The 18,436-nt window shown below is 60.8% G+C and carries 23 protein-coding genes; 11 read left to right on the top strand and 12 right to left on the bottom strand.

Annotated features, from left to right (window positions below; translation table 11 throughout):
- The first annotated feature begins 6 nt into the window (after positions 1-6).
- The 7 genes from ACZ445_RS18630 (at position 7) to ACZ445_RS18600 (ending at position 5,767) form a co-directional block, all read left to right on the top strand.
- Positions 7-768, top strand: coding sequence for an alpha/beta fold hydrolase (locus ACZ445_RS18630; RefSeq protein WP_464707430.1), 762 nt, complete (start codon positions 7-9; stop codon positions 766-768).
- A gap of 27 nt (positions 769-795) precedes the next feature.
- Entirely contained in the window at positions 796-1,068 is a 273-nt protein-coding gene (gene bufA2 / locus ACZ445_RS18625) for a BufA2 family periplasmic bufferin-type metallophore (RefSeq protein ID WP_038850270.1), read from the top strand.
- A 52-nt stretch (positions 1,069-1,120) separates the two neighbouring features.
- Entirely contained in the window at positions 1,121-1,945 is an 825-nt protein-coding gene (gene bufB, locus ACZ445_RS18620; RefSeq protein WP_179029763.1) for an MNIO family bufferin maturase, read from the top strand.
- On the top strand, positions 1,942-2,691 hold the full coding sequence (locus ACZ445_RS18615) for an HvfC/BufC N-terminal domain-containing protein (RefSeq protein ID WP_058425036.1): 750 nt from the start codon (positions 1,942-1,944) through the stop codon (positions 2,689-2,691). Before bufB ends, ACZ445_RS18615 begins: the two co-directional genes overlap by 4 nt.
- Positions 2,684-3,136, top strand: coding sequence for an alpha/beta fold hydrolase (locus tag ACZ445_RS18610; protein ID WP_058425035.1), 453 nt, complete (start codon positions 2,684-2,686; stop codon positions 3,134-3,136). The genes ACZ445_RS18615 and ACZ445_RS18610 overlap by 8 nt, the downstream gene beginning before the upstream one ends.
- 86 nt (positions 3,137-3,222) lie before the next feature.
- Complete coding sequence (locus ACZ445_RS18605) at positions 3,223-4,587, top strand: MFS transporter (protein WP_058425034.1); 1,365 nt, start codon at positions 3,223-3,225, stop codon at positions 4,585-4,587.
- A 46-nt stretch (positions 4,588-4,633) separates the two neighbouring features.
- Complete coding sequence (locus ACZ445_RS18600; protein ID WP_464707429.1) at positions 4,634-5,767, top strand: MFS transporter; 1,134 nt, start codon at positions 4,634-4,636, stop codon at positions 5,765-5,767.
- 21 nt (positions 5,768-5,788) lie between these two features.
- Here ACZ445_RS18600 and ACZ445_RS18595 read toward each other — a convergent pair whose 3' ends face one another.
- Entirely contained in the window at positions 5,789-6,325 is a 537-nt protein-coding gene (locus tag ACZ445_RS18595; RefSeq protein ID WP_058425032.1) for a DUF3087 family protein, read from the bottom strand.
- Between the two features lie 113 nt (positions 6,326-6,438).
- Between ACZ445_RS18595 and ACZ445_RS18590 the strand changes: the two genes are divergently transcribed.
- Both ACZ445_RS18590 and ACZ445_RS18585 read left to right on the top strand, forming a co-directional pair.
- Positions 6,439-6,615: a hypothetical protein gene (locus ACZ445_RS18590; RefSeq protein ID WP_165447912.1), complete on the top strand. Its 177-nt coding sequence runs from the start codon at positions 6,439-6,441 to the stop codon at positions 6,613-6,615.
- 14 nt (positions 6,616-6,629) lie between these two features.
- Positions 6,630-6,830, top strand: a complete 201-nt coding sequence (locus ACZ445_RS18585) for a DUF6021 family protein (RefSeq protein ID WP_058425031.1) — start codon at positions 6,630-6,632, stop codon at positions 6,828-6,830.
- A gap of 21 nt (positions 6,831-6,851) precedes the next feature.
- On the opposite strand, the gene ACZ445_RS18580 is transcribed toward ACZ445_RS18585, so the two are convergent.
- From ACZ445_RS18580 to ACZ445_RS18565, 4 genes are all read right to left on the bottom strand, one after another.
- Positions 6,852-7,361 (bottom strand): flavin reductase family protein, encoded by a 510-nt coding sequence (locus tag ACZ445_RS18580; protein WP_058425030.1) that lies wholly within the window; start codon positions 7,359-7,361, stop codon positions 6,852-6,854.
- A 69-nt stretch (positions 7,362-7,430) separates the two neighbouring features.
- A complete protein-coding gene (locus ACZ445_RS18575; protein ID WP_058425029.1) occupies positions 7,431-8,465 on the bottom strand; it encodes a methionine synthase in 1,035 nt (344 codons plus the stop codon).
- Positions 8,466-8,492: 27 nt separating this feature from the next.
- Positions 8,493-9,476 (bottom strand): DUF1852 domain-containing protein, encoded by a 984-nt coding sequence (locus ACZ445_RS18570; protein ID WP_179029760.1) that lies wholly within the window; start codon positions 9,474-9,476, stop codon positions 8,493-8,495.
- A 214-nt stretch (positions 9,477-9,690) separates the two neighbouring features.
- Entirely contained in the window at positions 9,691-9,927 is a 237-nt protein-coding gene (locus ACZ445_RS18565; RefSeq protein WP_058425027.1) for a DUF6555 family protein, read from the bottom strand.
- A 120-nt stretch (positions 9,928-10,047) separates the two neighbouring features.
- Here ACZ445_RS18565 and ACZ445_RS18560 point away from each other — a divergent pair, with 120 nt between their 5' ends.
- Positions 10,048-10,881 carry an arylamine N-acetyltransferase family protein gene (locus ACZ445_RS18560; protein WP_058425026.1) on the top strand — a complete coding sequence of 278 codons (834 nt, stop codon included), beginning with the start codon at positions 10,048-10,050 and terminating at the stop codon, positions 10,879-10,881.
- Between the two features lie 127 nt (positions 10,882-11,008).
- Positions 11,009-11,761: an outer membrane beta-barrel protein gene (locus ACZ445_RS18555; RefSeq protein ID WP_058425025.1), complete on the top strand. Its 753-nt coding sequence runs from the start codon at positions 11,009-11,011 to the stop codon at positions 11,759-11,761.
- A gap of 60 nt (positions 11,762-11,821) precedes the next feature.
- Here the strand turns inward: ACZ445_RS18555 and ACZ445_RS18550 are convergent, their stop codons facing one another.
- From ACZ445_RS18550 to nuoJ, 7 genes are all read right to left on the bottom strand, one after another.
- Positions 11,822-12,136, bottom strand: coding sequence for a helix-turn-helix domain-containing protein (locus tag ACZ445_RS18550; protein ID WP_058425056.1), 315 nt, complete (start codon positions 12,134-12,136; stop codon positions 11,822-11,824).
- Positions 12,126-12,476 (bottom strand): type II toxin-antitoxin system RelE/ParE family toxin, encoded by a 351-nt coding sequence (locus ACZ445_RS18545; protein WP_179029759.1) that lies wholly within the window; start codon positions 12,474-12,476, stop codon positions 12,126-12,128. Before ACZ445_RS18545 ends, ACZ445_RS18550 begins: the two co-directional genes overlap by 11 nt.
- Positions 12,477-12,716: 240 nt before the next feature.
- Complete coding sequence (gene nuoN, locus ACZ445_RS18540; RefSeq protein WP_058425023.1) at positions 12,717-14,180, bottom strand: NADH-quinone oxidoreductase subunit NuoN; 1,464 nt, start codon at positions 14,178-14,180, stop codon at positions 12,717-12,719.
- Between the two features lie 7 nt (positions 14,181-14,187).
- The gene (gene nuoM / locus ACZ445_RS18535; RefSeq protein WP_464707428.1) at positions 14,188-15,720 is read right to left on the bottom strand and encodes an NADH-quinone oxidoreductase subunit M; all 1,533 of its coding nucleotides are present in this window, start codon (positions 15,718-15,720) and stop codon (positions 14,188-14,190) included.
- Between the two features lie 49 nt (positions 15,721-15,769).
- Positions 15,770-17,623, bottom strand: coding sequence for an NADH-quinone oxidoreductase subunit L (gene nuoL, locus ACZ445_RS18530; protein ID WP_058425022.1), 1,854 nt, complete (start codon positions 17,621-17,623; stop codon positions 15,770-15,772).
- Complete coding sequence (nuoK, locus tag ACZ445_RS18525; RefSeq protein ID WP_003174727.1) at positions 17,620-17,928, bottom strand: NADH-quinone oxidoreductase subunit NuoK; 309 nt, start codon at positions 17,926-17,928, stop codon at positions 17,620-17,622. The genes nuoL and nuoK overlap by 4 nt, the downstream gene beginning before the upstream one ends.
- A gap of 2 nt (positions 17,929-17,930) precedes the next feature.
- The gene (gene nuoJ, locus ACZ445_RS18520) at positions 17,931-18,434 is read right to left on the bottom strand and encodes an NADH-quinone oxidoreductase subunit J (protein WP_016974048.1); all 504 of its coding nucleotides are present in this window, start codon (positions 18,432-18,434) and stop codon (positions 17,931-17,933) included.
- Positions 18,435-18,436 lie beyond the last annotated feature (2 nt).

Genomic DNA, 18,436 nt, shown 5'->3' with positions numbered 1-18,436 from the left:
TTTCCAATGCGTATGCTTTCTTCCCTGGCCATTGCCATGGCCCTGACCGTTCCGATGCTGGCCCAGGCCGCCGATGCCCCGCAGCCCGGCACCGGTAAAAGCGTGGTGATCGTGCCCGGTTCGTTTGTCGACGGCTCCGGCTGGCGTGTGGTGCACGACATCCTGATTCACAAGGGCTACAAGGTCACGGTGGTGCACCAGGGCCACGAGAACCTGGCCGCCGACGTGGCCGAGGCGCGCGAAGTGCTGGAGCAGCAAGTCGGCCCGGTGGTGCTGGTGGGACACAGTTCCGCTGGCGCGGTGATCTCGATTGCCGGCGACCGCGACAAGGTCAAGTCGCTGGTCTACGTGTCGGCGCTGCAACCGGAAGTGGGCGAGAACATGGCCCAGTTGATTGGCTCCATGCCGGCGCCCAGCGATGACATCAAGCAGAGCCGCGACGGTCATCTGTTCTTCGACCGCGCCAAGTTCAATGCCGACTTTGCCGCCGACCTGACCACCAACCGCACCGACTTCATGGCCGCCTCCCAGGTGCCCGCGACCACCGCCCTGTTCGGCGGCACCGTGTGGGCCGCGGCCTGGCACAAAAAGCCGACTTACGCGGTGGTCTCCACCGAAGACCGTGCCCTGAGCCCCGACCTGCAGCGCTGGATGTACAAGCGTGCCGGTTCCAAGGTCACTGAAATCAAGGCCAGCCACTCGGTGTACATCTCCCAGCCCGAGGCTTTGGCGAAGGTCATCGAAGACGCTGCGTCCGTTATCAAGTAACTCACCCCCAACCCTGGAGAAACACCCATGAACACTGCACTCAAATCCCGCCTGAGTCTGGCTGCCGCTGCTGCCCTGATCGCCATGGCGTCCGCCTCATTCGCCACCGCCGCCAGCGCCGCCGACCAGCCGGAAAAACCCGGCCGCTGCTACGGCGTCAACACCTGCAAAGGCACCAGCCTGTGCGCCACTGCCAAGAACGACTGCAAGGGCCTCAACAGCTGCAAGGGCGAAGGCGTGATCGTCAAGACCCCGTCCGAGTGCCTCAAGGCCGGCGGCACCTTGACCGAACCGAAGTAATTCACCCGGCGGGCCCCGTGCGGGCTCGCCACATTTTTTGCGGAGATCCGCCATGTCGACATCCAATCCTCACTTTTCAGGCTACGGCCTGGGGCTGCGCAAGGAGCATTACTGCGACTTTCTGGAGACCTCGGTGCCCGTGGACTTCGTCGAAGTGATCTCCGAAAACTTCATGGTCGCAGGCGGGCAACCCCGGCATATCCTGCGCCAGGTGCGCGAGCGCTACCCGGTGGCACTGCATGGTGTGTCCTTGTCCATCGGCAGCGCCGAAGGGCTGGACACCGATTACCTGCAGCGCCTCAAGTCGCTGGTGGATGAGATTGAACCGCTGTTTGTCTCCGACCACCTGAGCTGGTCGCGCAGTCGCGGTTTCAATGCTCATGACTTGTTGCCGGTGCCCTACACCAACGAGGCGCTGGACCGGGTCTGCGCCAATATCCATCAGGCCCAGGACGTGCTGGGCCGCACGATGCTGTTCGAGAACCCGTCGAGTTACCTGGCGTTCGAGGGTGCCTCCATGACCGAGTGGGAGTTCATCACGGCCATGGCCCGGCGCACCGGCTGTGAACTGCTGCTGGACGTCAACAATGTGTTTGTCAGTGCGAGCAATCACGGTTTCGATGCCCTGGCGTTTCTCGACGCTATCCCCGCCGAGCGGGTGCGCCAGGTGCACCTGGCCGGTCACAGCCAGGGCCGTGACCTCTTGATCGACAGCCATGACAGCCCGGTGTGCACCGGCGTCTGGGAGCTGTACGCCGAGGCCATGACCCGGCTGGGGCCGGTGGCGACCATGATCGAGCGCGATGATGAGATCCCGCCGCTGGCCGAGCTGCTTCAGGAACTGTCGATGGCCCGGACGTTGGGGGCGGCGCGATGAATCTGGCTCAACTTCAGCAGGCTTTTCGTCGCTGGCTGGTGACCCCGTCGGATGAATCCGCAGAGTTGCTGGGCAGTCATCACGCTGGTTTGGCGGTGTACCAGAACAACTACCGCGCCCAGTTGGTGGGCTGCCTCGAACAGGCGTTCCCCACCCTGCGGCGTTGGCTCGGGGAGGAAGCGTTCCTGGCCGCGAGCATTACCCATATCGACAACCACCCGCCCCATGCCTGGACCCTGGATGCGTACCCCGACGGGCTCCACACCACCTTGAAAGAGGTGTTTCCACAGAATCCGGATGTGCATGAGCTGGCCTGGATCGAGTCGGCCCTGAATGAAGCCTTTGTCGCCGCTGACGCGCAACCGCTGGCCCTGGAAGCGCTGGCCGAGCTGGACTGGGACACGGCGATATTGCAGCTCACACCGTCGTTGCGTTACCACGACCTGACCACCAATGCCGAGGCCATCTGGTCGGCGCTGCGGCAGGAGGCGCCCGCGCCGGAAGCGGTAATGCTGGAACAGGCGGGCGGTGTGTTGGTGTGGCGGCGGCAATTCACCTCGCGGCTGCGTCAGGTGGATGCGCTCGAACTTCAGGCGGTGCAGCACCTACAGGCTGACGGCAGTTTCGCCAGGCTATGTGAGTTCCTGGTGCAGCGTCTGGGGGAGGAAGCGGGCGTGATGCAGGCGGGTGAATACCTGGCCGCCTGGCTGGGCAGTGAATTGATCGTGGGGGTGAGCGATGTTTGATCGGCGTGGTTTTTTGCTGTTGGCGGCGGTGGTGTTCGCCGCCCCGGCGTTTGCGCTGCAACAGGTGAGCACGGATGAAGGGGAGGTGCGTTATGAGCAGTTCGGGCCGGAGGACGGTCGCGTGATCATCTTGCTGGCGGCGGATGTGCACGTGTTTGCGGCGGTCAGCGGGCCGCTGGCGGCGCAAGGTTTCCGGGTGATCGTGCCTTACCTGCGCGAGGCCGATGACGCCGCGCTCGGCCAGGATGTGCTGGAACTGATGAACGCGCTGCATATCCCCGAGGCTGTTTTGGCGGGTGTGGAGGCGGGCGCGCGAGTGGCCGTGCGTGCCGCTGCGTTGAAACCAAGCCGCTGTGTGGGCCTGGTGACTTTGAACGCCGCACCCCAGGCCGGTTTCGCCGAAGCGGTAGGGGTGATGGCTGAAACCGGGCACTGGCGAACATGAAAATACGGACAGGTAGCCAATCGACCACTGAATAAATTCGCCGCTGCCATTAATCTGAACGTCTTTGTCACCTGCGCGGATTATTCATGTCTTCTGTTGCCGATGGGTTGCCCCTCAATAAACGCCTGCCGGCCGTGATCGCGATCTCCCTGGGGATCGGCATGGCGACTCTGGACACGGCCATCGTCAACACGGCATTGCCCACCCTGGCCGAGGGGATCGGCACCGATTCCGCCTCGGTGATCTGGGTGGTCAATGCCTACCAGTTGGCGATCATCGCCACGGTGCTGCCTTTTGCGTCGCTCAGCGATGTGCTGGGGCATCGGCGGGTGTACCTTGGCGGGTTGCTGCTGTTTATTGTGTCGTCGCTGTTTTGCGGGTTGGCCGGGTCGCTGGTCACCCTGACCGCTGCGCGGGTGGCGCAGGGGCTGGGGGCGGCGGCGATCATGAGCGTGAACACGGCGTTGCTGCGGCATATCTACCCGTCAAAAATGCTCGGGCGCGGGTTGGGCTACAACTCGTTGGTGGTGGGGCTGGCGTTCACGCTGGGGCCGACGGCGGCATCGGCGATCCTGTCGGTGGCGACCTGGCACTGGTTGTATCTGATCAACGTGCCGCTGGGGCTGCTGGCCTTGGGGCTGGGTCTGCGCTCGTTGCCGACCCTGCCGATGACCGGGCATGCCTTCGACCGTCTTGCCGCCGTACTGTGCGCCGGGCTGTTCGCCCTGCTGGTGCTGGGCCTGGGCACGGCGGTGCACGGTGCCCAGGGCGCGCTGACGCTGGGTCTGATTGCCGTGGCGCTGGTCTGCGGCGTGCTGCTGTTGCGACGCCAGGCCGGGCACCCGGCACCGATGCTGGCGCTGGACCTGTTCAAGCGCCCGGTGTTTGCCCTGTCTTCCTTGACCGCTGTGTGTGCCTTCAGCGCCCAGGGCCTGGCCTTTGTGTCGCTGCCGTTTTTGTTGCAGGCGGTGCTTGGCCACACCCAGGTGGAAACCGGTTTCCTGATGACACCATGGCCGGCGGTGGTGGCGGTGATGGCGCTGGTCGCGGGGCGCCTGGCGGACCGTGTGTCCCTGGGCGTCCTGTGCGGCATTGGCCTGTTGATGCTCAGCGTGGGGATGGCTGCGTTGGCCACCCTGGGCAGCGGCGCCTCGGCATTTGATATCGGCTGGCGCATGGCGCTGTGCGGGGCCGGGTTCGGGTTTTTCCAGTCACCCAACCTCAAGGCGTTGATGACCAGCGCACCCTTGGTCCGCAGCGGTGGGGCGAGCGGCATCGTGGCGATTTCGCGCCTGTTGGGCCAGACGCTGGGCGCTTCGCTGGTGGCCCTGTGTTTTCACCTGTCCGTGGGCAGCGGCCCGCACTATGCGCTGTGGCTGGGCTGCGGGTTTGCACTGGTGGGCGCCGTGGCCAGTGGTTTGCGTTTGGTGCCCTATGGGAAAAAGGTCTGATTAACGCTACCGTGGCGACCTGAATATTTCGGGATGTTTCAGATTTATGTCCAGCCTGGCCCTCCGCACCGCTGATACTCATTCCCGCCGCGCCGCTTTGACTCTGGCTTTATGCCTGCCCAGTGACGTGTTGCTCTACCTGCTGTTGCCCATGGAATCCCAGGCGTTCGGCATCACCCTGGCCCAGGCTGGGGTGTTGCTGGCCGCCAACCGCCTGGTGCGGATTTTCGGCTACCGGCATGTGCTCAATTTCTACGCACGCAACGGCGACCGCCTGACCTGCATGATCGCCGCCGGCGCCGCGACCTTGTGTGCGGTGGGCAACTCGATGTTGTCCGGGTTTGCCGCATTGCTCTGCCTGCGCCTGGTGTGGGGCCTGTGTTTTGCCGCGTTGAACCTGTCGACACAAGTGCTGGCCACCTCGGAGCCCGCCGGTGCCGCCCGCCGCGCTGGGCGCTCGCGGGCGTTGATCGCCCTGGGGCCGATGCTGGCGCTGCCCCTGGGCGGCTGGCTGACGCTGTGGGCCGGGCCGCGTCCTATCTTTCTGATTCTGGCCGGGTGTTGCCTGGTGGGTGTGTGGATGGCGCGCGGCTTGCCTGCGGTCGGGCATGATTTGCACAGCACACCGGGACGACGCTTCAAATGGCCGGACAGTGTGGCGGTGTGGTCGTTTATCGAGGGCGTGGCGCTGGACGGGCTGTTTATCTTCGGCCTGTCGATCCAGGCGCAGAAGCTGCTGGGCGGGGATGCGGTGCTGATCGCCGGGGGCCTGATGGCGCTGCGTTATGTCTCGGAAATGCTCCTGAGCCCGCTGGGCGGCCGAGCGGCCCAGCGTTTTGGTGCCACCTCGATGCTGCTGCTATTTTCGTTCCTGAGTGCCCTGGCCCTGACGGCGTTCGGCAGTTACTGGGTGATTGTCGGCGCGGCGGCGGTGCTGGTGTTACGTGCGTTGCAACTGCCGCTGGTGACCACCCTGGTAGCGGAGCGCAACCCCGGGTCGATGCGGGTGTCGGCCTTGGCCTCGAATGCCGTGTGGCGCGATATCGGCGCCGGCCTCGGCCCCTTGCTTGCCGGCCTGCTGTTGCCGATCGCTTCGGCGTCGTGGGTGTTTGGCCTGGCAGGTGCAGCCATTGCCTTGAGCGCGGTGTTCTGCTGGCGCGCAAAAAAATCCAACGGATGAAGTGAGGTTGTACCTGTCCTCTCAAGAAACCTTCGCAGGCGTGCTGGATAAGGCTGCCAGCCAGGCGGGGTCGAGACGGGTTTGTTCGGTGTCGATCCCCAGCGCCTGCATCCTGGCCTTGTGCGCCTCGACCTCAGCCAGCAACTGCACCTGGGCGCTGGAGTTGGCGTCCAGCTCATGCATCTGCGTCAGGCCCAAGTGGTAGAAGCGCAGCACCTTGATCGCCGTCGGGTCATTGGCCTGTACCCGCTCGGTGACCTTGTGCATCACATTGGTCACGCTCATCAGGCTGCGCTTGAGCTGCCAGCCATACACCGCCGGCGCCAGCCACGCCTGGGTCCAGAACGGGCCACGCACCAGGGCCAGGGTGATCAGCACCCCGGCGAACACCCCGCCGACATTGAAGCGGAAATTGTCACCGCCGGGCTCGCCGAACAGCATCACCGCCAGGCTCGACAGCAGCATCGCCAGGGCGACGAACAACACGGCCACGATCAGCGTGCTGCGCCGGGTCTGTTGACGGAAGGTGACGGGGTCGCAGGGTTTGAGTTCGAACATCCGGGACATCTCTCCAGAGGGGGCCGGCATCATCGCACGCTTGGGCAAACAAGTTGAACGATGCCGCACGGCGGTTTCTCTAAATTGATGTAGACCCTTTGAGGTAAGCCATCATGCCCGAATACAAGCAACCACCGCCCGGCACCCCGAACCCTGACCGCACACCCGGAGAGGAGGAGCGCGACAACGATGCGTTACGCCCCAACGACCCGGCGGAGCGTCAGGACGACGACGTTGAGCGCGTCGAGGAAGACCTTGAAAGCCTCCATGACAAGGCTCGCCCACTTTAAATGAGGAGAACGCCGTGAGTGACACAGCGAAAGGCCCGGCTTCGGGTGAGCATTCCAGTGGTCAGGATGAACTGGGGTTTGATCCGGATTCACCGGATGTATCGGATCCGCAGGTAGACCCCATTGGCCCGGCTATCGCGCCGTTGGATAAGAAAAACACCGGCAAGGACGAGCGCAAACCGCCTTACGATCCGCTGGGAGATTTGAAGACTTGATCCGGCCACAGTGCTCGCGGCTCATTCTTGCCGACACCCATCGTGCGTGGCGAGGTCGCGATACTGCCCTTTGAAATACAGCAATGGCTGTGAAGCAGTCGCCTCATGCAGGTTCAAGGCTTTCACTTCGCCGATCACGATCAGATGGTCACCCGCGGCGTGTTCGGCGTGAATTTCGCAATCCAGCCAGAGCAGGCTGCCGGCAATGAGTGGATTGCCCAGTGGTGATCCCTGCCACTCCACGCCGTGCCACTTGTCTGTGCCTCGCCGAGCGAACTGGTTGGAAATCCCGACCTGCTCGCCGGACAGGATATTGACGGCGAACCGGCCGGCCTGGCGAATCCTGGGATAGCTGGCCGAATTGGACATGACGCTGAATGACACCAGCGGCGGGCTCATTGACACGCTGTAGAACGACTGGCAAGTGAAGCCGATCGGTTCGCCATCAACGTGGGAGGTAATCACCGTGATACCGGACGCGTAGTGCCCGAGGGCTTCTCGAAAGCGCAAGGGCTCGATGGGAGGTGACATAGGCGGTCCTGAATAGGGGGCGTGCGAATGCGCCAAGCAAGGCCTGACATCGTCAGGCCTTGCGCATTCTCAGTACGGGTTCGAGAGTTCGTTTCGGACAATGGCTGCGCCGGCACTCAACGCATTCAGCTTGCCCCTGGCGATGTGCCGAGGTAGCGGCGCCATGCCACAGTTCGTGCAAGGGTAGAGCTTGTCGGCATCGACAAACTGCAATGCTTTTCTCAGGGTGTTGGCGACTTCCTCGGGTGTTTCGATGGTGTGGCTGGCCACGTCGATGGCCCCGACCATCACTTTTTTGCCGCGGATAAGTTCAATCAGCTCCATGGGCACATGGGAGTTGTGACATTCCAGCGAGACGATATCGATACTGGATTGCTGCAGCTTTGGGAAGGCTTCTTCATATTGACGCCACTCTGACCCCAGCGTCTTTTTCCAGTCGGTATTGGCTTTGATGCCGTAGCCGTAGCAAATATGCACGGCGGTTTCACATTTGAGGCCTTCAATGGCCCTCTCCAGGGTGGCCACGCCCCAGTCGTTCACTTCATCAAAGAACACGTTGAAGGCGGGCTCATCGAATTGGATGATGTCCACCCCGGCGGCTTCTAATTCAAGGGCTTCCTGGTTGAGGATTTTGGCGAATTCCCAGGCGAGCTTTTCACGGCTCTTGTAATGGTTGTCGTACAGCGTATCGATCATCGTCATCGGGCCAGGCAGCGCCCACTTGATGGGTTGCTTGGTTTGCTGGCGCAAGAACTTGGCGTCTTCAACAAACACCGGCTTCTGGCGAGAAACAGCCCCTACGACTGTTGGCACGCTTGCGTCGTAGCGATCACGAATTCGCACGGTCTCGCGTTTCTCGAAATCAACACCGCTGAGGTGTTCAATAAACGTCGTCACAAAGTGTTGGCGCGTCTGTTCGCCATCACTGACGATATCAATGCCCGCGTGTTGTTGTTCCTGCAGGGACAAACGCAAGGCGTCGTGTTTGCCCTCGGTCAATGCCTCATCTTGCAGTTTCCAGGGCGACCACAGTGTTTCAGGTTGAGCCAGCCAGGAAGGTTTAGGCAAACTGCCGGCGGTCGAAGTAGGTAACAACTTTTTCATCAGGGATGACCTTGTAGTATTAAAGCGTCAAAGCGCGCAGTGGGCGGACCACTGTTGAAGAACAGCCTGGTAGGGTTTGATGAAGTGCTCTTCTACAAACTTTCCCTGTTCAATCGCCAGGCGGCTGCGTTCTTCTCGATCGTAAACAATCAGCGTCAGTGAGTAGTCTTGATGCTTCAAGCTGGGTTGGTAGGATTTGCCGGCAGCAGAGTTGGCATTGTAGATCTCGGGCCGGTAAATCTTCTGGAAAGTGTCCATGGTGCTGATAGTGCTGATGAGTTCAAGGTTGCTGTAATCCGCCAGCAAATCACCGGAAAAATAAAAGGCCAGCGGCGCAACACTGTTTGAAGGCATGAAGTAGCGAACCTTCAACCCCATTTTATTGAAGTAATCATCCGTCAGGGAGTAGGCGTCCTGTTGGTATTCAAAGCCCAGTACAGGATGCTGGTTTTCGGTCCGATGATAGGTCCTGGTGTTCGAAACGCTCAGGCAGATCACCGGCGGTTTTTTGAAGTTTTCTTTGTACGTGTTTGAGTTGACGAAGTGCTTGAACAGTTTTCCATGCAAGTCGCCAAAGTTCTCGGGTGTACTGAACTCGGTCTGATCCTTGTTGTGCGCTGACAAGGCAACGCTGAAGTCGTAGTCGCGCACGTAGGAGGAGAAGTTGTTGCCGACAATCCCCTCGATGCGTTCATGGGTGTGTTGATCGACAATGGTCGTTTTCAATATTTCAATCAGCGGGATAGCGTTGCCACGCGGTTCAGATTCAATGTCCATTTCAACAGAGACGATATCAAGTTCCACTCGATAGCGATCACCCTTGGGGTTATCCCACTGCGCCAACGCATTGAAACGATTGTTGATCATCCTCAATGTGTTGCGCAGATTCTCCTGGCGACTTTTGCCCCTGGCCAAGTTGGCAAAGTTGGTGGTGATGCGCGTGTTTTTCGAGGGCTGATAATGTTCGTCGAAACGCAGGGTTTTGAGGGTAAAGGCAAACTCGCTGTTCATTGTGGCCTGACATCCTGATTTCCGGAATACACCTGATGGGTTGGTCAGGTGCCAGATTGATTTCTAGAATCAATAATTAGGATGTAGTTTAGGCAGCGCATGGGTCGAGTGAAATTGAATTGATTTCACTGAAGCGTTAGCCCTGTTCATGATGGGCAAATGGTCAACTGCAGAGGATGTTAAAAGCCCCACCTTGTACGATGGGGCTGTTCACTTACTTGGGTGCAATCCACGTGACATCCGTAATCCCAAACTTCTCCGCCCAGGGCCGGGTGGTTTTCTTGACTTGCTCGTGCCCCACGCGTCCCACGCGACTCACATGGGCAATATCGGCATCCACCGCCGCCCAGTGCCAGGCCTCGGCGTTGTTCATTACTTCGGCACGCACCACAAAGGTTTTCGGTTGACCGTGCAGCTGATAATTGATCGTGTAGATTTTTGCGGTACTCATGTTGCCTCCCTGTGTTGTTATAGATGGATAGGGCAGCGTTCAAAAAGGTTCATTCAAAATGACAATCTGCATGCGGGCGCGGCATAGTGACGCCTTCTTCCTGTGCCCAAGGATTGCGCCATGCCTCTGCTGACCCATAGCCGCCTCTACCTGCAACGCCTGGGTTATGACACGCCGCCGGCGCCCACCCTGCAAACCTTGCAGGACCTGCAACTGCGCCATGTGTGCAGCTTTGCCTTCGAGAACCTGTCGAGCCTGATACGCCTGCCGGTGCCAATCGATCTGCCCAGTGTCGAACAGAAAGTGCTGTTGGACGGGCGAGGCGGCTATTGCTATGAGCTGAACCAGATGTTCCTGGCGTTGCTGCAGGAACTCGGCTTCGAGGCGCGTGGCATCACCGGTCGGGTGGTGATGGGCGGGCCGCCGGATGCGCGTACGGCGCGTACCCATCGCTTGAGCCTGGTGACCCTGGACGGTGTGCGCTACATCACCGATGTCGGCTTTGGCGGCATGGTGCCCAGCAGCCCATTGCAACTGGACACCGAAGCGGTGCAGGCCACGCCCCATGAACCGTATCGCCTGACGTTCGACGGGCAGGGCAGTTACACCTTGTGGGCCCAAGTGGCCGAGGAGTGGCGTGGCCTGTATGTGTTCGACCTGCAAGTACAGGCGGCTATCGATTACGAAATCGGCAACTGGTACGTCTCCACCCACCCGGATTCGGTATTCGTCGGCCAACTGAAGGTCGCTCGCCTGGCGCCGGGCAAGCGCCATACCCTGAACAACACCCACTATACGGTCCACTCCCTGGACCGGATGAGCGAAAAACGCATGCTTGGCAGTGCCGATGAGGTGGTGCAGGTGCTGACTGAAACCTTCGGGATTCGCGTGCCGTACTCGGTATCGCTTTGGCAATGCCTTGATGGCTTGGTCCAGGCCGCTACCCAGCAATAGCGAGATAGAGCCTTCGCTGAACCGTTTTACCTCCAAATAAACGCAAATTAATTCGAACCTTTGGCGCTCGCCGGGGTTCGAAGCGGTTCCTGAATAATTTGCTCACCAGACAAGGAGATGTAAAACGATGTCCAAGCTATTCGGAAAATTCCTCAAGGGTTCCTCACTGCTGGCGCTGGTCGCTGCGCCTGCCGTGGTGTTCGCCGCACCGTCCACCGACCCGATTTCCACCTTCGGGATCCTGGGCAGCTACAACGACTTCAAATTCGAAGGCGGCAGCGAGAGCGACAAGAGCCACATGCCTGAGGCCGGCCTGTTCTACAACTTCGGCAACAAGCTCACTGCCGAATCCGGCTTTATCTACCAGGCCGGTATCGAAGCCAAGTACGGCGAAAAGAGCGACAACAAACTCAAGGAAGGCCAGGCTGACCTGGACCTCGGCTGGCGTGCCGCGCTGGATGCGCGCAATTTTGTCGACGTGATCGTTGGCGGTGGCTACAGCTGGACGCGCTACGAGCCAGAGATCAACGACCTCGATGTGAAGCTCACCAACAAATCGCCGTTCGCCAAGGCGGCCCTGGGCTACAACCACCAGTTCGATGACATGACCCTGCGTGTCGAAGCCGGCGCCCGTCGTACCATTGATGGCCGCACCAAGCTCAAGGTGGATGACTTCGGCAGTGACACTGTCGACCTCAAGGACCGCACCAACCCCTACGCCGAAGTCAGCCTGCTGATGAACCAGAAGGGTGACCTGCCGGTGGTCGCGGGCCTGTACTACACCCGCACCGAGTACAAGCTCGACGGTGACTCCGAAGTGGCCGACAACACCAAGCTCAAGCGTAACGAGTACGGCTTCAAGGTCGGTATCGCTTTCTGACGCGATGCACCGAAAAACGCCCCGAATGTCCGGGGCGTTTTTTTTTGAGGCAATTGCAGATCAACCCAAAGCGGCAAGTTGCGCCACGGTCTCAGGAAAACGTGCCACCAGGCGAATCAGCGTGGCAGCCTGGGCATTTGGCTTGGCCCGACCTTGCTCCCAGTTTTCCAGGGTGCGGGTGTTGGTGCGCAGGTACATGGCGAACACCGACCGGGAGAGGTTGAGTTTCTGGCGCACGGCCACCACCTCCTCGGCGGTAAGCGGCTCCAGTTGATTGAGATGAACCTTATGGGTTCGCAGGGTGACTTTGCCTTGGCGTTCGTTTGCCAGGGCGTCGAAGCCTTCCACCAGTTCGGAAAAGATGTCACGTTTCATCATGTGTTCTCGCTTTGATTTCCCTGTCCAGCATGTGTTTTAGGGCTTTTTTGTGCTGTGGTGTCAGGTCATCCTGTTCGTGCTTGCCGTACAGGGTGAACAGCCAGAATTGCGTACCGCCCGACCACCAGTAGTAAATGACCCGCAGGCCACCGCGCTTGCCTTTGTTGCGTCGCTCATCGATGAAGCGAACTTTGCGCAGTCCGCCTGTTCCCTCGATCACATCTCCTGCTTCCGGGTTCTTCATCAACTCTTGTTGAAACCCCTGGAAAAGCTCGTCACTCAGATAGTCCTTGCGATGCCGCTCGAAGGCCGGCAGTTCGATAAATAGAGCATCCATGTTCTGTACGTAGACTACGTAGAGTCTGGTGGCCCACCTGCTTATGGTCAAGTGACCTGGCTGTGGGAACTTTCCTAAAACTCAAACACCATACGGCGGGCTTCGGCGTGCATATGCCAGATGAGTAGGCGAGTGGAAGAGGAAATTTCCGTGAGTTGAAGAGGGTGTTTGAACCCCATTGCCCAGAATGCAAAACGGCGCCCGAAGGCGCCGTTTTGTTGACTGCATCCCGCTAAGCGATCAAACGCCCAACACCGCGTGCTGCACCAGGGTGAGCAGCGGTTGTGGGTACACGCCCAGGAAGAACGCGAGCAGGGCAATGGCCAGCAGCATCACACCGCCTGCCTTCTGTTCCCAGTGCAGTTCGGCATCCACACGGCGCAGGTTTGGCTCGATCAGGTACAGGGTGACCATCACGCGCAGGTAGTAGAACACGCCGATGGCGCTGCCCAGTACCAGGGAGGCAACCAACCACCACTCGTGCGCTTCGACGCCGGTGGCGACGATGTAGAACTTGCCGATGAAGCCCGCCGTGAGCGGAATACCGGCCAGGGACAGCATCATCACGGTCAGTACGGCGGTCAGGTACGGACGGCGCCAGAACAGGCCGCGGTACTCGTACAGGGCGTCGGCGTCACGGCCTTTGAACGGCGAGGACATCAGGGTGATCACGCCGAACGCGCCGAGGCTGGTGATCACGTAGGTGACCAGGTACACACCCATGGCTTCCACGGCCAGGCCTTTGCTCGCCACCAGGGCGATCAGCAGGTAGCCGAAGTGAGCGATGGAGGAGTAACCCAGCAGACGCTTGAGGTTGTTCTGGGTCAGCGCCAGCAGGTTACCGAACAGGATCGACGCGATGGCGATCACGGTCAGCACGTTGCTCAGCACACCGGTGTTGGCCGCAGGCGAGATCTGGAACAAACGCACCATCACCGCAAACACGGCAACCTTCGACGCGGTGGCCAGGAACGCAGCGACCGGCGCCGGAGCACCTTCGTACACGTCCGGGGTCCACAGGTGGAACGGCACCAGCGACAGCTTGAACGCCAGGCCGATCAGCATCATGGCCAGGCCCAGTTGGGCGATTGGCGCAGGCAGGCTGGTGGTGGCCAGCGCGTGGCCGATGCCGGTGAAGCTCAGGCTGCCGGCTTCGGCGTAGAGCAGGGCCATACCGAACAACAGGAACGCGGAACCGGCGGCCGACAACACCATGTACTTGATGCCGGCTTCCAGGGAGCGCTTGTTGAAGAAGGCATACGCCACCAGGCCATAGGTCGGGATCGACAGCAGTTCCAGGCCGATGAACAAGCCGGCCAGGTGCTGTGCGCTGACCAGCACGATGCCACCGGCCGCCGCCAGCAGGATCAGCAGGTACAGCTCTTCCTTGTTGCCTGGGTAACCGGTGCCGCCTTCGCCCATGTAGGCGTGGGCGAGGGTGACGCAGGCCAGGGTCGCGACCAGGATCAGCGCGATGTACAGCAGCGCGAAGTCATCGACCATCATCAATGGCGTGACCGCCAGTGGCGCGACCTTGAGGGCCGGGATGATCGACAGCAGGGCCAGGTTCAGGCCGGCACAGGACAGCAGGAACGTTTGCGAGTGATTGCGGCGCCAGGCGATCGCCAGCATCACCACCACGATGGTGAGGCTGGTGATCAGCAGCGGCGCAAGCGCGATAAAGTGTTGGATCGTAAATTCCATAGCGCTCTTACCGGGCCGAAGCGAGTTGAGAGAAGGCGGTGCCGAACCACTGCTGCACGCCATGCATCGTTGCGGCAGAAGTGTCCAGGAACGGTTGCGGGTACACGCCGATGTAGATCAGCAATACCGCCAGGCCGAGCACCATGATCAGTTCGCGAGCATCCATCCCTTGCAGGACGGTGTCGGACTTGGCCGGGCCGAAGTAGGCGCGGTGGATCATGATCAGCGAGTAGACCGAACCGAATACCAGGCCGGAGGTAGCAATCGCACTGATCCACGGCGTTTGCACGAAGGCACCCATCAGGATCAGGAACTCGCCGATGAAGTTGCCGGTGCCCGGCAAGCCCAGGGACGCGGCGGCGAAGAACAGGCTGATCGCCGGCAGGTAGGCAATGCGCGACCACACGCCACCCATTTCACGCATGTCACGGGTGTGCAGGCGCTCGTACAACTGGCCACTCAGGATAAAGAGGGCAGCGGCCGAGACACCGTGGGCCAACATGTGGATCACCGCGCCTTGCAGTGCCAGTTGGCTGCCGGAGTAGATGCCGATCAGTACGAAGCCCATGTGGGAAACGGACGAGAAGGCAATCAGACGCTTGATGTCGGTTTGCGCGAAGGCCAGGAACGCACCGTAGAAAATCCCGATCAGACCCAGGGTCATGGCGATCGGCGCGAACTCGGCCGAGGCATTCGGGAACAGCGGCAGGGCGAAACGCAGCAGACCGTAGGCCGCCGTCTTCAGCAGGATACCGGCCAGGTCCACGGAACCGGCCGTCGGCGCCTGGGCGTGGGCATCAGGCAGCCAGGAGTGGAAGGGCACTACCGGCAGCTTCACCGCGAACGCGATGAAGAAGCCCAGCATCAGGATGTACTCGGTGGTCAGGGACATCTTGGTCTTCAACAGGTCGGCGTAGTTGAAGGTAATCACGCCGGTGTTGTTGAAGTTGACCAGTACCAGGCCCAGGATCGCCACCAACATGATCAGGCCGGAAGCCTGGGTGAAGATGAAGAACTTGGTCGCCGCGTAGATCCGGGTTTTCTTGCCGTCCGAAGAACTGTGACCCCAGAGCGCGATGAGGAAGTACATCGGCACCAGCATCATTTCCCAGAAGAAGAAGAACATGAACAGGTCGAGGGCGAGGAACACACCGACGACACCGCCCAGGATCCACATCAGGTTCAGGTGGAAGAAGCCCACGTGACGCTGGATCTCTTTCCAGGAGCAGAGTACCGAGAGGATACCCAGCAGGCCGGTCAGCAGGATCATCAACAGCGACAGGCCGTCGAGGGCCAGGTGCACGTTGATGCCGAAGCGCTGGATCCACACGTGCTTGAATTCAAGCGCGAAGGTGGGGTCGACACCCGGTGCCGGAGCAAATGAATAGTCGCCATGGGCCCACAGCCAGAGGCCGAGCGCGAGTTCCAGGGACATGGTCAGCAACGCAATCCAGCGGGGGAGGGTGGCGCCGAAGCGTTCACCCATCCAGCAGAGCAGGCCGCCGATGAAGGGGATCAGGATTAGCCAGGGCAGAATCATGACAGGCTCGTTTCCTTTCGCAAGTTCGCAAAGTTGGCAATGTTCATAATCAGACCGCTACCACGACGATGGCGCCAATAACCAGTACCGCACCGGCAGCCATGGAAGCAGCGTACCAACGCAACTGGCCAGTCTCGCTGCGGCTCAGGGCGGTGTGACCGGCCTTGGCGGCACGCGGGATCAGACCGATGGTCTGGTCGAGCGGGTCTTTGCGCAGAATGTGGCTGATGGCGAGGTAAGGCTTGACGAACAGTTTGTCGTAGATCCAGTCGAAGCCCCAGGCGGCGAACCACCAGGCCGACAGGAAGCGGCCAATGCCACTGTTGGCCACGGCCGTCACGAAGCGACGCTTGCCGAGGAACAGCAGGGCCGCCAGCAGGATGCCAGCGATGGCGATGGCGCCCGAGGCGATTTCCAGGCTGTGCTGGGCGGCGCCGCCGGCATGACCGACGCTTTGTGGCAGAACACCGTGCAGCGGCGGGGTGATCATGGCGCCGACGAAGGTCGACAGGATGATCAGTACCGACAATGGCAACCAGTGCGAGATACCGTGGCCTGCGTGGGCTTCGGTCTTGGCTTCACCGTGGAAGGTGATGAAGATCAGGCGGAAGGTGTACAGCGAGGTCATGAACGCACCCACCAGGCCTGCGTACAGCAGGTTCTGGTTGCCGCTGGCGAAGGCTTCCCAGAGGATTTCGTCCTTCGAGTAGAAACCGGCGGTCACCAGCGGCAGGGCGGCCAGGGCGGCACCACCAACGATGAAGCTGGCGTAGGCCAGTGGCAGTTTCTTCCACAGGCCGCCCATCTTGAAGATGTTCTGCTCGTGGTGGCAGGCCACGATCACCGCACCGGAGGCGAGGAAAAGCAGGGCCTTGAAGAACGCGTGGGTCATCAGGTGGAAGATCGCCGCGTCCCAGGCACCTACGCCCAGGGCCAGGAACATGTAGCCGATCTGGCTCATGGTCGAGTAGGCGAGGATGCGCTTGATGTCGGTCTGTACCAGGGCAGCAAAGCCAGCCAGGACCAGGGTCACACCACCCACGATGCCGACCAGATGCAGGATGTCCGGCGCCAGGGTGAACAGGCCGTGGGTACGTGCGATCAGGTAGACACCGGCGGTCACCATGGTTGCGGCGTGGATCAGTGCCGACACCGGGGTAGGACCGGCCATTGCGTCCGCCAGCCAGGTTTGCAGTGGCAATTGCGCGGATTTACCCACGGCACCGCCCAGCAGCATCAGGGTGGCCAGGGTGATCCAGAAGTCGCCGACCTGGAACTTCTGCGGTGCCAGCACCAGCAGTTCCTGGATGTTCAGCGTGCCCACCTGTTGGAACAGGATGAACAGGCCGATGGCCATGAACACGTCGCCGATGCGAGTGACGATAAAGGCCTTGAGGGCTGCGTTACCGTTGTTGCGGTTGCTGTAGTAGAAACCGATCAACAGGTACGAGCACAGGCCCACGCCTTCCCAGCCGAAGTACAGGAACAACAGGTTATCGCCCAGCACCAGGAACAGCATGCTGGCGATAAACAGGTTGGTGTACGAGAAGAAGCGCGAGTAGCCGGCTTCACCGCGCATGTACCAGGACGCGAACAGGTGGATCAGGAAGCCCACGCCCACCACCACGCCGAGCATGGTGATCGACAGGCCGTCGACGTAGAGGGCGAAGTTGGGCTTGAAGCCCTCCACCGACATCCACTGCCATAGCACCAGGGTGTAGTGACCGCCTTCCGGCGGCGCCACGTTGAATTGCCAGATGACGTAGGCGGCGACGATCGCCGACAGGCCAATGGAACCCACGCCCACCAGGGCCGAGAGGTTTTCCGACCAGCGTCCACGGGAGAACGACAGCAGCAGGAAACCGATCAGGGGGAATACGAAAGTCAGAAAGATCATGTTCATCCGCGCATCTCACTGGCAGCGTCGATATCAAGCGTGTGGAAGCGACGATACAGTTGCAGCAGGATCGCCAGGCCAATACTGGCCTCGGCGGCTGCCAGGCTGATCACCAGGATGAACATCACTTGTCCATCCGGCTGGCCCCAACGTGCACCCGCGACGATGAACGCCAGTGCCGCGGCGTTCATCATGATTTCCAGGCTCATCAACACGAACAGAATGTTACGGCGGACCATCAGGCCGACCAGGCCAAGGCAGAACAGGATGCCGGCGACCGCCAGACCATGCTCCAAAGGGATAGCAGGCATCGTCATTGCTCCTTGGCTTCGTTGCGGCCCAAGTGGAAGGCGGTGACGGCTGCAGCGAGCAGCAGCATCGACGCCAGTTCGACCACCAGCAGGTACGGGCCGAACAGGCTGATGCCCACGGCTTTTGCATCCACGGTGGTGTGGCCGATGGCCTGGCCGCTCTGGTGAGCGAACAGCACATACAGCAGTTCACCCAGCAGCAGGGCTGCCAGGACAACCGGGCCGAGCCAGATGCCGGGCTTGAGCCAGACGCGTTCCTGGGCGACCGAAGCCGGCCCCAGGTTGAGCATCATCACCACAAACACGAACAGCACCATGATGGCGCCGGCGTAGGCGATCACTTCCAGTACACCGGCGAACGGCGCGCCGAGGCTGAAGAAGGTCATGGCCACGGCGATCAGCGAAATGATCAGGTAGAGCAGGGCGTGCACAGGGTTGGTGTTGGTGATCACGCGAAGCGTGGACACAACCGCGATACCCGATGCGAAATAGAAAGCGAATTCCATCT

The organism is Pseudomonas allii (genome assembly GCF_055380095.1).
This window is presented reverse-complemented; position numbering and strand designations above follow the sequence as displayed.